The sequence below is a fragment of the Pseudomonas sp. YQ_6 genome (assembly GCF_043103245.1).
GTDB lineage: Bacteria > Pseudomonadota > Gammaproteobacteria > Pseudomonadales > Pseudomonadaceae > Aquipseudomonas > Aquipseudomonas alloputida.
Genome location: NZ_JBICJR010000047.1, coordinates 45,219 through 59,423, shown reverse-complemented (window position 1 = coordinate 59,423; position 14,205 = coordinate 45,219). Strand labels below are relative to the sequence as shown.

11 protein-coding genes are annotated in these 14,205 nt (G+C 63.2%); 5 read left to right on the top strand and 6 right to left on the bottom strand.

Annotation, left to right across the window (positions count from 1 at the left end; all coding sequences use genetic code 11):
- Nucleotides 1–44 precede the first annotated feature (44 nt).
- On the bottom strand, nt 45–1,535 hold the full coding sequence (locus tag ACF8FG_RS15140; RefSeq protein ID WP_014590359.1) for an NCS1 family nucleobase:cation symporter-1: 1,491 nt from the start codon (nt 1,533–1,535) through the stop codon (nt 45–47).
- 343 nt (nt 1,536–1,878) lie between these two features.
- Between ACF8FG_RS15140 and hydA the strand changes: the two genes are divergently transcribed.
- The 3 genes from hydA to preA all read left to right on the top strand — a co-directional run bounded on the left by hydA (nt 1,879) and on the right by preA (nt 6,096).
- Nucleotides 1,879–3,318 carry a dihydropyrimidinase gene (gene hydA / locus ACF8FG_RS15135; protein WP_014590358.1) on the top strand — a complete coding sequence of 480 codons (1,440 nt, stop codon included), beginning with the start codon at nt 1,879–1,881 and terminating at the stop codon, nt 3,316–3,318.
- Between the two features lie 135 nt (nt 3,319–3,453).
- Nucleotides 3,454–4,821 (top strand): NAD(P)-dependent oxidoreductase, encoded by a 1,368-nt coding sequence (locus ACF8FG_RS15130; protein WP_010954834.1) that lies wholly within the window; start codon nt 3,454–3,456, stop codon nt 4,819–4,821.
- On the top strand, nt 4,822–6,096 hold the full coding sequence (preA, locus tag ACF8FG_RS15125) for an NAD-dependent dihydropyrimidine dehydrogenase subunit PreA (protein ID WP_019437251.1): 1,275 nt from the start codon (nt 4,822–4,824) through the stop codon (nt 6,094–6,096).
- Between the two features lie 133 nt (nt 6,097–6,229).
- Here the strand turns inward: preA and ACF8FG_RS15120 are convergent, their stop codons facing one another.
- From ACF8FG_RS15120 to gnd, 5 genes are all read right to left on the bottom strand, one after another.
- Nucleotides 6,230–6,850, bottom strand: coding sequence for a TetR/AcrR family transcriptional regulator (locus tag ACF8FG_RS15120; protein ID WP_026031824.1), 621 nt, complete (start codon nt 6,848–6,850; stop codon nt 6,230–6,232).
- Entirely contained in the window at nt 6,850–7,206 is a 357-nt protein-coding gene (locus ACF8FG_RS15115; RefSeq protein ID WP_014590354.1) for a VOC family protein, read from the bottom strand. Before ACF8FG_RS15115 ends, ACF8FG_RS15120 begins: the two co-directional genes overlap by 1 nt.
- 66 nt (nt 7,207–7,272) lie before the next feature.
- On the bottom strand, nt 7,273–9,069 hold the full coding sequence (locus ACF8FG_RS15110) for a glycoside hydrolase family 15 protein (protein WP_019437013.1): 1,797 nt from the start codon (nt 9,067–9,069) through the stop codon (nt 7,273–7,275).
- Between the two features lie 65 nt (nt 9,070–9,134).
- A complete protein-coding gene (gene zwf / locus ACF8FG_RS15105) occupies nt 9,135–10,640 on the bottom strand; it encodes a glucose-6-phosphate dehydrogenase (RefSeq protein ID WP_014590352.1) in 1,506 nt (501 codons plus the stop codon).
- Nucleotides 10,637–11,620, bottom strand: a complete 984-nt coding sequence (gene gnd, locus ACF8FG_RS15100; RefSeq protein WP_014590351.1) for a phosphogluconate dehydrogenase (NAD(+)-dependent, decarboxylating) — start codon at nt 11,618–11,620, stop codon at nt 10,637–10,639. Before gnd ends, zwf begins: the two co-directional genes overlap by 4 nt.
- 202 nt (nt 11,621–11,822) lie before the next feature.
- Here gnd and ACF8FG_RS15095 point away from each other — a divergent pair, with 202 nt between their 5' ends.
- The gene (locus ACF8FG_RS15095; RefSeq protein WP_003251280.1) at nt 11,823–11,990 is read left to right on the top strand and encodes a DUF6026 family protein; all 168 of its coding nucleotides are present in this window, start codon (nt 11,823–11,825) and stop codon (nt 11,988–11,990) included.
- Nucleotides 11,991–12,637: 647 nt separating this feature from the next.
- Complete coding sequence (glgA, locus tag ACF8FG_RS15090) at nt 12,638–14,197, top strand: glycogen synthase GlgA (RefSeq protein WP_014590350.1); 1,560 nt, start codon at nt 12,638–12,640, stop codon at nt 14,195–14,197.
- Nucleotides 14,198–14,205: the final 8 nt, after the last annotated feature.

The following is a 14,205-nucleotide window of genomic DNA, read 5'->3' as shown; positions in this document are numbered from 1 at the left end:
TCTCCTTCAGGCTTCTTATTGTTTGTACGGGCCTCTTCGAGGCCTCAAGGCGAGGGCTTGGCCAGCCGCACCGGGTTGCGTGCCGCCAAACCGCCAAGCACGGCGTACAGTGCACCGCCCAGCAGCGAGCCAGTGAACCAGCCGTAGTCGTAGAACCAGCTGAAACTGCTGTTGCCAATCGCCATTACCGTCAGCCCCACTGGCAAGGCGAAGGCGGCAAAACCGGCCCAGTTCCATGCGGGATACACGTCGTCGCGGTATAGCCCGGCCAGGTCCAGCTTCTGCCGACGGATCAGGAAGTAGTCCACCACCATGATGCCGGCAATGGGCCCCAACAAGCTGGAATAGCCCAGCAGCCAGTTGGAATACACGCTCTCCAGGCTAAGGTCGGAGACAATCAGGCCCAGCTTCTTCAGCAGTTCATGCCCCATCAGCGCCAGGCCGATAAAGCCGGTCAGCCATACCGCGCGGCTTCGGCCGATCAAGCGTGGGGCAATGTTCTGGAAGTCATTGGTGGGCGACACGATGTTCGCCGCGGTATTGGTCGACAGCGTGGCGATCACGATCAGCGCCATGGCCAGGGCCACCCAGAACGGGCTTTGAATCTTGCCGATCAGGCTGACCGGGTCGGACACCGTCTCGCCCACCAGCGACGCCGAGGCGGCGGTCAGCACCACACCCAGCGCAGCGAACAGAAACATGGTCAGCGGCAGGCCGAAGATCTGCCCGAGAATCTGATCCTTCTGGCTGCGGGCGTAGCGGCTGAAGTCGGGAATGTTCAGCGACAGTGTGGCCCAGAAACCGACCATGGCCGTCAGCCCGGCGCAGAAGTAACTGACCACGCTTGCCCCTTCCGGGCGCTTGGGCGGCTGGGCCAGCAGTTCGGTCATCGACATGTGCGGCAAGGCCCAGAACAGCAGACCGACGCCCACTGCCACCAGCAGCGGTGCCGACAGCGTTTCCAGCCACTTGATCGACTCGGCGCCGCGCAGCACCACCCACAGGTTCAGGCACCAGAAGATCATGAAGCCAATCACCTCGCCTGTCCCGCCCAGCGCCTTCCAACCGTCGAACACCGAACCCAGGAACAGGTGAATGGCCAGCCCGCCGAACATGGTCTGGATACCGAACCAACCACAGGCCACCACCGCGCGGATCAGGCACGGTACGTTGGAGCCGAGAATGCCGAACGACGAACGCAGCAGCACCGGAAACGGGATGCCGTACTTGGTACCGGGAAAGGCATTGAGGGTAAGCGGTATCAGCACGATAACGTTGGCCAGCAGGATCGCCAGCAGCGCTTCGCCAACACTGAGGCCGAAGTAGGCGGTGAGCACGCCGCCGAGGGTGTAGGTGGGTACGCAGATGGACATCCCCACCCACAGGGCGGTGATGTGCCATTTGTTCCAGGTGCGCTGGTGCACCTTGGTCGGCGCTATGTCGGGGTTGTAGCGCGGGCTGTCGAGGACATCGCTGCCCTCGGACAGCTCGAACAGGCCATCTTGCTCGACCACTTCCGATCTGCTCTGTTGCATAGGCCCTTCTCCAGTTTTTCTTCTATTTTTCGCTCATCAGGCTGATTCGATGACCGGAGTTCGCACGCGGAATTGTGCTTAGAAATCTCGACCAGATTTTCATCTTGTCAAGTTAGTCAAATACCCTGAAAACCCCGTCGCCCATTCGCGCGTTAATTTTTTCCTTTTTGTATCAACAACTTAAAAACCACAAATTTAATGGGAAAATTTTCTTGCTGAATCCAGAATCAGCATCTAGCCTCGAATCTTGTCAGGCCTGACAGGATTGACCGCCCTGCCCGCCCTGGCATCCATGACAATGCAAAGAACCGGCCAAGACCGGTCAGCCTGCGAGGAAAACGGCATGTCCCTGTTGATCCGTGGCGCCACCGTGGTTACCCACGAAGAGAGTTATCCCGCCGATGTCCTGTGTGCCGATGGCCTGATCCGTGCCATCGGGCAAAACCTCGAACCACCCACCGACTGCGAGATCCTCGACGGCAGTGGCCAGTACCTGATGCCCGGCGGCATCGACCCGCACACCCACATGCAGTTGCCGTTCATGGGCACGGTGGCCAGCGAGGACTTCTTCAGCGGCACCGCTGCGGGCCTGGCTGGCGGCACCACCTCGATCATCGACTTCGTCATACCCAACCCGCAGCAGTCGTTGCTGGAGGCCTTCCACACGTGGCGCGGCTGGGCCCAGAAAAGCGCCAGCGACTATGGCTTCCACGTCGCCATCACCTGGTGGAGCGAGCAGGTGGCCGAAGAGATGGGCGAGCTGGTGGCCAAGCACGGGGTGAACAGCTTCAAGCATTTCATGGCCTACAAAAATGCAATCATGGCCGCCGACGATACCCTGGTGGCCAGCTTCGAGCGTTGCCTGCAACTGGGCGCGGTGCCCACCGTGCATGCCGAAAACGGCGAGCTGGTGTACCACCTGCAGAAAAAACTGCTCGCCCAGGGCATGACCGGGCCGGAAGCCCACCCGCTGTCGCGCCCCTCGCAGGTTGAAGGTGAAGCGGCCAGCCGCGCCATCCGCATTGCCGAAACCCTCGGCACGCCGTTGTACCTGGTGCACATTTCCAGCCGCGAGGCACTGGATGAAATCGCCTATGCCCGGGGCAAGGGCCAGCCGGTGTATGGCGAGGTGCTGCCCGGCCACCTGCTGCTGGACGACAGTGTCTACCGTGACCCGGACTGGGCCACCGCCGCCGGTTATGTGATGAGCCCGCCGTTCCGCCCACGCGAACACCAGGAGGCGCTGTGGCGCGGCTTGCAGTCGGGCAACCTGCACACCACCGCCACCGACCACTGCTGCTTCTGCGCCGAGCAGAAAGCCATGGGCCGCGACGACTTCAGCCGCATCCCCAACGGCACCGCCGGCATCGAAGACCGCATGGCAGTACTGTGGGATGCCGGGGTCAACAGCGGGCGTTTGTCGATGCACGAATTCGTTGCGCTGACCTCTACCAACACGGCGAAAATCTTCAACCTGTTCCCGCGCAAGGGCGCTATCCGGGTGGGTGCCGATGCCGACCTGGTGCTGTGGGACCCGCAGGGCACCCGCACCATCTCCGCCAAAACCCACCACCAGCAGGTGGACTTCAACATTTTCGAAGGCCGCACCGTGCGCGGCATCCCAAGCCACACCATCAGCCAGGGCAAGGTGCTCTGGGCCGATGGCGACCTGCGCGCCGAGCCGGGCGCGGGGCGCTATGTGGAACGGCCGGCGTACCCGGCGGTGTATGAGGTGCTGGGGCGCCGGGCCGAGCATCAGCGGCCGATGCCTGTTCAGCGCTGAAGTCATTGGGGCTGCTGTGCAGCCCATCGCGACGCAAGGCCGCTCCCACAAGGACCGCGATCGCCTGTGGGAGCGGCCCCAGAATCGACCGCAATACCTGTCGCCTGCACCAAAAAAAATAGAGAGGCTACAACCGTGACCAACGCCCTGAACCATTTGCCGCGCCCACGGGCCGGCGCCGACCAGTTGGCCGAGCGCTTCAGCGACCTGGCCCCACCCCTCACCGCGCGCCAGGCCGCCCTGGAAAGTGCACGCTGCCTGTACTGCTACGACGCCCCCTGCGTCAACGCTTGCCCCAGCGAAATTGACATCCCCTCGTTCATACACCGCATCAGTGACGAAAACCTGCAAGGCGCCGCCGAGCGCATTCTTTCGGCCAACATTCTGGGCGGTAGTTGCGCCCGCGTGTGCCCCACCGAAATCCTCTGCCAGCAAGCCTGCGTGCGCAACAACGCCCAGGAATGCGCGCCGGTGCTGATCGGCCAGTTGCAGCGTTACGCCCTGGACAACGCCCAGTTCAGCGCACACCCGTTCAAGCGCTCGGCAGCCACCGGCAAGCGTATCGCCGTGGTGGGCGCCGGCCCGGCAGGGCTGTCCTGCGCCCACCGCCTGGCCATGCACGGGCATGACGTGGTGGTGTTCGAGGCCTGCGACAAAGCCGGTGGCCTCAACGAGTACGGCATCGCCCGCTACAAGCTGGTAGACGACTATGCCCAGCGTGAAGTGGATTTCTTGTTGGGCATTGGCGGCATCGAAGTCCGCCATGGCCAGCGCCTGGGTGGCAACCTTAGCCTGGGCGAACTGCGCGATCAGTACGACGCGGTGTTCCTGGGCCTCGGCCTGAATGCCGTGCGCCAGCTAGGGCTGCCCGACGAGGAAGCCCCCGGTGTGGTCGCCGCCACCGAATACATCCGCGAGCTACGCCAGGCCGATGACCTGAGCCAGCTACCGTTGGCCGACCGCTGCCTGGTGATCGGTGCTGGCAACACGGCCATCGACATGGCCGTGCAGATGAGCCGTCTGGGTGCCCGCGACGTCAACCTGGTTTATCGCCGTGGCCACGCCGACATGGGCGCGACCGGCCACGAGCAGGACATTGCCAAGGCCAACCAGGTACGCCTGCACACCTGGGCCCGCCCTGATGCCGTGCTGCTGGATGACGCCGGCAAGGTCCGCGGCATGCGCTTTGCCCGCACCGAGCTGGCGGAAGGCCGCCTGCGCGATACCGGCGAAACCTTCGAGCTGGCTGCGGACGCCATTTTCAAGGCCATTGGCCAACGCTTTGACGATGCCAGCCTCGGCGACCCGGTGGCTGCGCAACTGGCCCGCGAGGGTGAGCGCATCCGCGTGGACGAAAACCTGCAGACCAGCCTGCCGGGCGTGTACGCAGGCGGCGACTGCACCGCGCTGGGGCAGGACCTTACCGTGCAGGCCGTGCAACACGGCAAGCTGGCCGCCGAAGCCATCCATGCCCAACTCATGCTCAACGTGGAGGCAGCGTAAATGGCCGACTTGTCTATCGTATTTGCCGGCATCAAGGCACCCAACCCCTTCTGGCTGGCCTCCGCACCGCCAACCGACAAGGCCTACAACGTGGTCCGCGCCTTCGAGGCCGGCTGGGGCGGCGTGGTCTGGAAGACCCTGGGCGAAGACCCTGCGGCGGTCAACGTGTCGTCGCGCTACTCGGCGCACTATGGCCCCAACCGTCAGGTACAGGGGATCAACAATATCGAGTTGATCACCGACCGCTCCCTGGAAATCAACCTGCGCGAGATCACCCAGGTGAAGAAGGACTGGCCCGACCGCGCATTGATCGTGTCGCTGATGGTGCCGTGCATAGAGGAATCGTGGAAGTTCATCCTGCCGCTGGTGGAAGCCACGGGGGCCGATGGCATCGAGCTGAACTTCGGTTGCCCACACGGTATGCCGGAGCGCGGCATGGGGGCAGCCGTCGGCCAGGTGCCGGAATATGTGGAAATGGTCACCCGCTGGTGCAAGACGTACTGCTCGCTGCCGGTGATCGTGAAGCTTACGCCGAACATCACCGATATCCGCCAGTCGGCCCGCGCCGCGCACCGAGGCGGGGCCGATGCCGTGTCGTTGATCAATACCATCAACTCCATCACCAGCGTCGACCTGGACCGCATGGTGGCCCACCCGATTGTCGGGGACCAGAGTACCCATGGCGGTTACTGCGGTTCGGCAGTGAAGCCGATTGCCTTGAACATGGTGGCGGAAATCGCCCGCGACCCGGAAACGCGGGGCTTGCCGATTTGTGGCATTGGCGGCATCGGCAACTGGCGTGACGCCGCCGAGTTCATGGCCCTGGGCAGTGGCGCCGTGCAGGTGTGCACAGCGGCGATGCTGCATGGCTTCCGTATCGTCGAGGACATGCAGGACGGCCTGGCACGCTGGATGTACCAGCATGGGCATGCCACTATCGAAGCGTTCCGCGGGCAGGCGGTGGGGCATACCACCGACTGGAAATACCTGGACATCAACTATAAATCGGTAGCGCATATTGACCAGGAGGCGTGCATTGGCTGCGGGCGCTGCCACATTGCGTGCGAGGACACCTCGCACCAGGCGATTGCCAGCACGCTGAAGCCTGACGGCACGCATGCCTACAGTGTGATCGAAGAGGAATGCGTAGGCTGCAACCTGTGCCAGATCACCTGCCCGGTGGAAAACTGCATCGAAATGGAGGCACAGGATACCGGCAAGCCGTACCTGAACTGGACGCAGGATCCGCGTAACCCGTACCGCGAGGCCAGTTGAAGCAATGGGGGCTGCCATGCAGCCCTTCGCGGGCTTGCCCGCTCCCACAGGACTGCGCCGTTTCTGAGGACAGCGCAGAACCTGTGGGAGCGGGCAAGCCCGCGAATGCCGCGCAGCGGCCTCCATCGCCGGTTCACGGCGCCAGCCCGATCCCCCGCAAGATCACGCTGGTCACCGTCTGCACCGCATTCTCGAAGGCCATGTCCGACAGCACCTCGCCGCCGTTGAGCAACTGCACCTGGTAACCAAAGTCAGCATAGTGCTGGGTAGACGCCCAGATCATGTACAACAGCGCCGACGGCTCCACCGGCAGGATGCGCCCCTCTTCCACCCAACAGCGGATCTTGGCCTCTTTCATCTTCGCCCAGGGCACCAGGCTTTCGTCGAGGTTAACCCCCAGCACCGGCGCCCCGTGCAGCATCTCTTCGGCCCAGATTTTCGAGCCCAGCGGCCGCGAGCGCGAATGGCCCATCTTCGCCCGAATGTAGCTGGTCAGCACCACACGCGGGTCGTCGAAGTTCTCGAAGCAAAGGGCGTCCTGCTTCCACACATCCAGCAGGTCCTGCAGTACCGCGCGGAACAGCTCGTCCTTGGTGCTGAAGTAATAATGCAGGTTGGAGCGTGGCAGCTCAGCCTGCTCGGCGATATCCCCCATGGAGGTGGCGCCGTAGCCCTTCTCGGCAAACACCTTTTCCGCCGCTTGCAGAATTTTTTCGATATTGCGTCGGCGGATTTCGATCTTGTGATTGGCCATCAGGCTTGCGCCGTCCACACCGCCAGCTCATAACCGTCCGGGTCGATGAAATGAAAGCGCCGCCCGCCGGGAAAGGCAAAGGACGCCCGGCTGATTTTCGCCCCGGCAGCTTCGATCCGGCGCTGCGTGGCCTCCAGGTCGTCGGCGTACAGGATGACCAGCGGGCCGCCCGGGCGCACCGGCTCACCCGTGGTGAAGCCGCCCGTCAACCGGCCATCGCTGAACTCGGTGTAGGTCGGCCCGTAGTCGGTGAAAGCCCAGCCGAATACACTGCCATAGAAGGCCTTGCTCCGTGAGATGTCGCTGACATTGAACTCGATGTTGTCGATCTGCCGGTCAGTACCGCGAATGCCCATGTATGCTCCGTGCCGAAAGGGTTTGGCCTAGTCTACTCCGGTCAAGGCAGTCGCCCTACTCATTCGCTACCCACAACGCGCCCGGTCGCGTGCCGGGCACTGTGCGCGGTGCAGATTCAGCGCGGTGTTGATGATGCCTATCTGGCTGAAGGCCTGGGGGAAGTTGCCGAGCATGCGCTGGCCGGCCGGGTCGTACTGTTCGGCCAGCAGGCCGAGGTCGTTGCACAGGCCGGTCAGGTGTTGGTACAGCGCTTCGGCTTTGGCCTGGCGCCCCAGCAATACATAAACGTCAGCCAGCCAGAACGAACACACCAGGAAGGTGCCCTCTCCCGGCGTCAGGCCGTCGCTGCAGCTGTCACTGTCATAGCGCAGCAGCAGGCCGTTCTTCATCAGACGCTGTTCGATCTGTTCCAGGGTGCGCATGAAGCGTGGGTCATTCGCCGGCAGGAAGCCGGTCAGGGCGATCTGCAACAGGCTGGCGTCCATTTCGGTCGAACCATAGGCCTGGACGAAAAACCGGCCGCTGGGGTCCAGTCCGTGCTCGCACACGTCGTGGTGAATTTCGTCAGCCACCTGGCGATAATGCTGCCCGCGCTCACGGCCTTCTTCCGTGGTGTCGGCCAGCCCTGCGGCGCGGTCGAAGGCGACCCAGGCCATCACCTTGGAGTGCACGAACTGCTGCCGGCCGCCACGCACTTCCCAGATGCCTTCGTCCGGCTCGCGCCAGATACGTTCGACATAAGGCAATATCAAGCGCGAAATGGCGGCGCTGCGCGGGTGACGGGGCAATCCGCCCTTGATCGCCTGGGTCATCGCATCGGCCAGTTCGCCATAGATGTCCAGTTGCGTCTGCGCCGAGGCGGCGTTGCCCACCCGCACCGGCTGCGAATGCTCATAACCGGCCAACCACGGCAAGGTGTACTCCTGCAGGTCACGCTCGCCAGCCAGGCCATACATGATCTGCATCTGCTCGGGGTTGCCGGCCACCGAGCGCAGCAGCCACTCGCGCCAGGCCTGTGCCTCGTCGAAATAGCCAAGGTTCATGAAGGCCAGCAGGGTCATGGTCGCGTCGCGCAGCCAACAGAAGCGGTAGTCCCAGTTGCGCTCGCCGCCCACACGCTCGGGCAGCGACGTGGTGACGGCAGCGACAATACCGCCGGTGGGAGCGTAGGTCATGGCCTTGAGGGTGAGCAGCGAGCGGCGCACCAGGGCGGTATACGGTCCTACCTGCGGGCAGCGGTCGGCGAAGGCCTGCCATTGCTCGCAAGTGTTTGCCAGGGCTTGGTCGATGTTGCAGTCAGGCTGCACCGGCAAGTGCGAGGGCTGGTGACGCAGGCTGAAGACCTGGCGCTGGCCCGTGCTGACGCGAAAGCGGCAGCCGGTATGGTGGTCGCGGGCTTGCGGGGGCACGGTGCTGCACAGGATCAATCGGTCAGGGCCGGCGACGGCGCTGAGGGTCAGTGGGTCCAGTCGTTCCACCCAGGGCACGCTGCGGCCGTAGTCGAAGCGCATGACCAGGTCCATTTCGAAATGGGTTTCGCCAGACAAGCCTTCGACGATGCGCACCACCGAATTGACTTCGCCCAGGGGCATGAAGTCGAGCACCCTGGCACGACCGCTGGCAGTGACCCAGGTGGTTTCCAGCACCAGGGTGTCGCCCAGGTATTGGCGGCTACTGTGCGTTACCGGGTCGCAAGGGGCCAGGCGCCAGCGGCCATTTTCTTCGTTGCCCAGCAGGGCCGCGAACACGGCGGGGGCGTCGAAGCGTGGCAGGCACAGCCAGTCCAGCGCACCATCGCGGCTGACCAGCGCCGCACTGCGGCAGTTGCCCAGCAGGGCGTAGTCTTCGATTTGGGCAGGCATCGAGTCTCCTTTGTGTGGTTGCCTGTGCTTGCCCGCGAAAGGGCCGGCACAGGCTTGCAAACCTCTCACCCCAACCGGTGCCACTCCCGCTTGTCGCGGGTCAGCAATTCATTGCCGGCCTCAGGCCCGTCTTCGCCAGCCGAGTACTCATGCACTTCGCCACCCTGGGCCCAGGCATCAAGAAACGGTTGCACCGCTCGCCAGCCGTTTTCGATGTTGTCAGCCCGCTGGAACAGGGTCTGGTCACCGGTCAGGCAGTCATAGATCAGCGTCTCGTAGCCAGTGGCCGGGGTCATCTTGAAGAAGTCCTTGTAGGCAAAACCCAACTCGACATTCTCCATCACCAGCTCTGGCCCGGGCCGTTTGGCTTGCAGGTCGAACCACATGCCCTCATTGGGCTGGATCTGGATTTTCAGGTAGTTGGGTTTGGGCCGTTCCAGCTCCGACTCGCGAAACTGCGCATACGGTGCGGGCTTGAAGCAGATGGCAATCTCGGTGTCACGCACGCTCATGCGCTTGCCAGTGCGCAGGTAGAACGGCACGCCGGCCCAGCGCCAGTTGTCGATCATCACTTTCAGCGCCACGTAGGTCTCGGTCTGGCTGTCCGGCGCGACGTTGGCCTCCTGACGGTAGCCTGGCAACGGCTTGCGCCCCTGCTTGCCGGCGCTGTACTGGCCTCGTACGGAATTCTTCAGGGCCATTTTTGCCGACCATGGGCGGATAGCGCCGACCACCTTGGCCTTTTCACCGCGCACCGCATCGGCGCCGAACGCGGCCGGCGGCTCCATGGCCACCATCGCCAGCAACTGGAACAGGTGGTTGGGCACCATGTCGCGCAGGGCGCCGGTGCTGTCATAGAAGGCACCACGGGTCTCGACACCGACAGTTTCCGCTGCGGTGATCTGCACGTGGTCGATATAGTGGTTGTTCCAGAACGATTCGAACAAGCCGTTGGAAAAGCGGCTGACCAGAATATTCTGCACCGTCTCTTTGCCCAGGTAATGGTCAATGCGGTAGATCTGCCGCTCGCCCATCACCTTCAGCAGGCAGGCGTTGAGCGCCTCGGCGCTGGCCAGATCGGTGCCGAACGGTTTTTCAACCACCACCCGGCGAAAGCCGCCGGCAGACTCGTCCAACAGGCCGGCCTGCCCCAGGCGCTGCGCCACCTCGGGGAAGAAGCGTGGTGACGTGGCCAGATAGAAGATGGCATTGCCGTGGCTGGTCTTGTCGATGCGCCTGGCCAGGGCCTGGTAGGTGGCCGGATCGAGAAAGTCGCCCGTCTGGTAATCCAGGCGCTTGGCCAGGCGGGCCCATAGCTTCTCGTCCAGGCACTTGGCGCTGCCCTCGCTTCCTTTGTCACGCTCGACCATGAACGCGTGCAGGCGCGCGACGAATTCTTCGGCGCTGGCCGGGTTATGGTCAACGCCGACGATGCGCAGGTTACGGTCCAGCAAACCGTCGCGGCTGAGGTTGTAAAGCGCGGGCATCAGCAGGCGCTTGACCAGGTCGCCATTGGCGCCGAACAGGAACAGGGTACAAGGGGGGGCGGCCGCAAGGGTCTGTTTAGTCATTCGCCTTTCTTCTCGACGTGGCCACCGAAGCCCAGGCGCATTGCCGAGAGGATCTTGTCACCGTAGGTGCCCTGTTGCTGGCGCGAACGGAAGCGCGCGAATAGTGCGCTGGACAACACCGGCACCGGCACCGCCTGCTCGACGGCGGCGTCGATGGTCCAGCGGCCTTCGCCACTGTCGGACACCGAGCCACTGAATTGCGACAGCTGAGGGTCGGCCACCAGCGCATCGGCGGTGAGGTCGAGCAGCCACGAGGTCACCACGCTGCCGCGTCGCCACACTTCGGCAATTTCGGCCACGTTCAGGTCGAAGCGCTGGTCTTCGGGCAGCTCGTTGCCGCCTTTGCTGCGCAGCAGGTCGAAGCCTTCGGCATAGGCCTGCATCAGGCCGTACTCGATGCCGTTATGCACCATTTTCACGTAGTGCCCGGCGCCCGGTGGGCCGGCATGGATGTAGCCGTGCTCGGCACGCTGATGCTCGCCGTTGCGGCCATGGGTACGCGGGATGTCGCCCACGCCCGGCGCCAGCGCCTTGAACAGCGGTTCAAGGCGCTCGAACACGTCCTTTTCGCCGCCGATCATCATGCAGTAGCCGCGGTCCAGGCCCCACACGCCGCCGGAAGTCCCGACGTCCAGGTAATGCAGGCCGCGCTTGGCCAGTTCGGCGGCGCGGCGCATGTCGTCCTTGTAGAAGGTGTTGCCGCCGTCGATGATCGCATCGCCCGGCTCCAGCATTTCGGCCAGCTGGGCGATGGTCTGCTCAGTGGCGTCCCCAGCCGGCAGCATCACCCATACCGCGCGCGGCGCTTTCAGCTTTTGTACCAGTGCACCGAGGTCATGCGCGCCCTGGGCGCCTTCGCCTTCCAGGCCGGTGATGGCTTCACGGTTGCGGTCGTGCACCACGGTGCGGTGACCGGCGCGCATCAGGCGCCTTGCGATATTCCCGCCCATACGGCCCAGCCCGATGATTCCCAGTTGCATGAGCCAATGCTCCCTTTTCGAAATGGATGACGACAGTCCAGCTTTTCAGATTAGTCCAGCATGCCGCCCGAGGGTTCAGCGACGAACGGCAAGACCACAATAAACAAAAAAGTTCCCAAACCCGGTGAAAGAATTCAGAATGCGCCCCGCGTGAAGCGTCTACGCTTTGACTTGTCACCAGCCAAAACCGCGAGGTGTGCTCATGGGTACATTGATGCCAGCAACCCCACCCCAGACCCTCTATGTCTCCGTGCGCCGTGATGAGCTGCGTAAACTGAAGGACGAACGTGACCAGCTGCGTCAGCAGGTCGCCCAGTTGAACTTGCTGCTGGCGCAACAGCGCGCTGGCGATAAAGCTGTCAGCCTCTGATCGATTCCCTTGCCGCCTGTGGGAGCTGCATGGCTCCCACCCGATCCTGAATCCAGTCGCCGTCTTTGAACCCTATCGGGCAACCGAAGCGGCTTTGTGCCCAAAAGGGCCTGCACTGAAGCAGAATCCTGCGCCCATACCCGCCTCTTCGCAGCCTAAAGCCATGCTTACGCTTACGCACCCAAAAGGTGCATGGCGCGTAACGAGCCACAATTTGGCGCAGCTCGAAACCCCTCTGCCCCACACTCGCCCACCCCTTTTCACAACCCCTCACAAACGCCAACGTTTGCGTCTATTGCGCACATAACAATAGTGACCAGTGGGTCACCTTTTTAGCACTTTCTCTCCTACACTCGGTTTTCGGCCCGCCATTTGCTCAACGGAAGAGTGACCCCAAAAAAGTCGAACTTTCAGGAAACCCGGCAGGTCATGAACATAAGTAGGCCAGACGCATTGGGCTATTCCCGATCCTCGGCCCACACACCACAACCAGTCCAAGCGCCTTCGGCCGGAATGCTGATCGCGTAGTGCCTGCGCGCACGACCCTGGGGCATGGAACGCACTAAGCAGATTCAAACTAGAGAGAACCAGCACGAAACATCGCCACGGGTGCCAGCACCCGACCAAGCATAGGGACGGAGAGAAGTATGATCAGTGCCGCTGTCGAGCCTCACGTAGACGCTTTCAAACCGGATAACCGCGAGCCGCTCACCCCGGACTTCGCCACGACAGGCAAGGCACCCGGCGCCCAGCGCCAGCACAACCCGAACATGCGCAAGATTCTGTTCGTGACCTCGGAAATCGCCGACCTGGTGAAAACCGGTGGCCTGGGTGACGTGTCCGCGGCCCTGCCCCGTGCCCTGGCGCACCTGCACGATGTGCGGGTCCTCATCCCCGGCTACCGCCAGGTGATGGAAAGCGATAACCCTATACATATCGTGGGTGAACTGGGCGGTCATGCGGCCCTGCCGCCATGCAAGATCGGGCGCATGGACATGGCCGACGGCCTGGTCATCTATGTGTTGATCTGCCCCGAACTGTACCAGCGCGACGGCACACCCTATGGTGCCAACAATGGCCGCGACTGGCCCGACAACCACATCCGCTTCGCCCGCCTGGGCCTGGCTGCCGCAGAAATCGCTGCCGGCGAAGGCAAGATCCACTGGACGCCGGAAGTCGTGCACGCGCATGACTGGCCCGCCGGCCTGGCCCCGGCCTACATGCACTGGCGCGGCCTGAATACGCCCACGCTATTCACCATCCACAACCTGGCGTACCAAGGTGTGTACAGCCGCGGCTGCAGCCCGGAGCTGGCGATACCCGAACATGCCATGCAGCAAGAAGGCATGGAGTTCTACGGCAAGCTGTCGTTCCTCAAGGCCGGCCTGGCCTACTCCAGCCACATCACCACAGTCAGCGCCACCTATGCCCGGGAAATCACCACCCCGGAATTCGGCTGCGGTCTGGACGGTTTCCTCGCCAGCAAGGCCCAGCAAGGCCTGCTCGGTGGCATTCCCAACGGCATCGACGAAAGCTGGGACTCGGCTACCGACAAGCACCTGCAACACAACTTCAGCATCAATGACTGGGAGGGCAAAGCGCGTAACACCCAGGAGGTGCGCGAGCTGTTCGGCCTGGAAGATTCCGAAGGCCCACTATTCGCCGTAGTGTCGCGGCTGGTCTATCAAAAGGGCCTGGACCTGACCCTGGGGGTGGCCGACTACATCGTCGAGCAAGGCGGGCAGATCGCGATCATCGGCCGCGGCGAGCCGGAAGAGGAACAGGCCATGCGCGAGCTGGCACTGCGTCACCCGGGCCGCATCGGTGTGCGTATCGGCTTCAATGAAACCGATGCCCGGCGCATGTTCGCCGGCAGCGATTTCCTGCTGATGCCGTCGCGCTACGAGCCGTGTGGCCTCAGCCAGATGTACGCACAACGCTTCGGCTCGCTGCCGGTGGCACGCAATACCGGTGGCCTGGCCGACACCATCGAGTGCGGGGTGACGGGCTTCCTGTTCAACGAGTCCACCGTCGAGAGCTACCGCGAGGCACTCAGCCGCGCCTTCTACGTTTACGGCAAGAAGGACCTGCTGAACGCCATGCGCTGCCTGTCGATGACCCAACCGTTCAACTGGTGCCAGGCGGTTGAACCCTATGCCCGCCTGTACGAGGACCTGGTCAAGCAGACACAACTGAGCCACTACTGAGCGGGGGT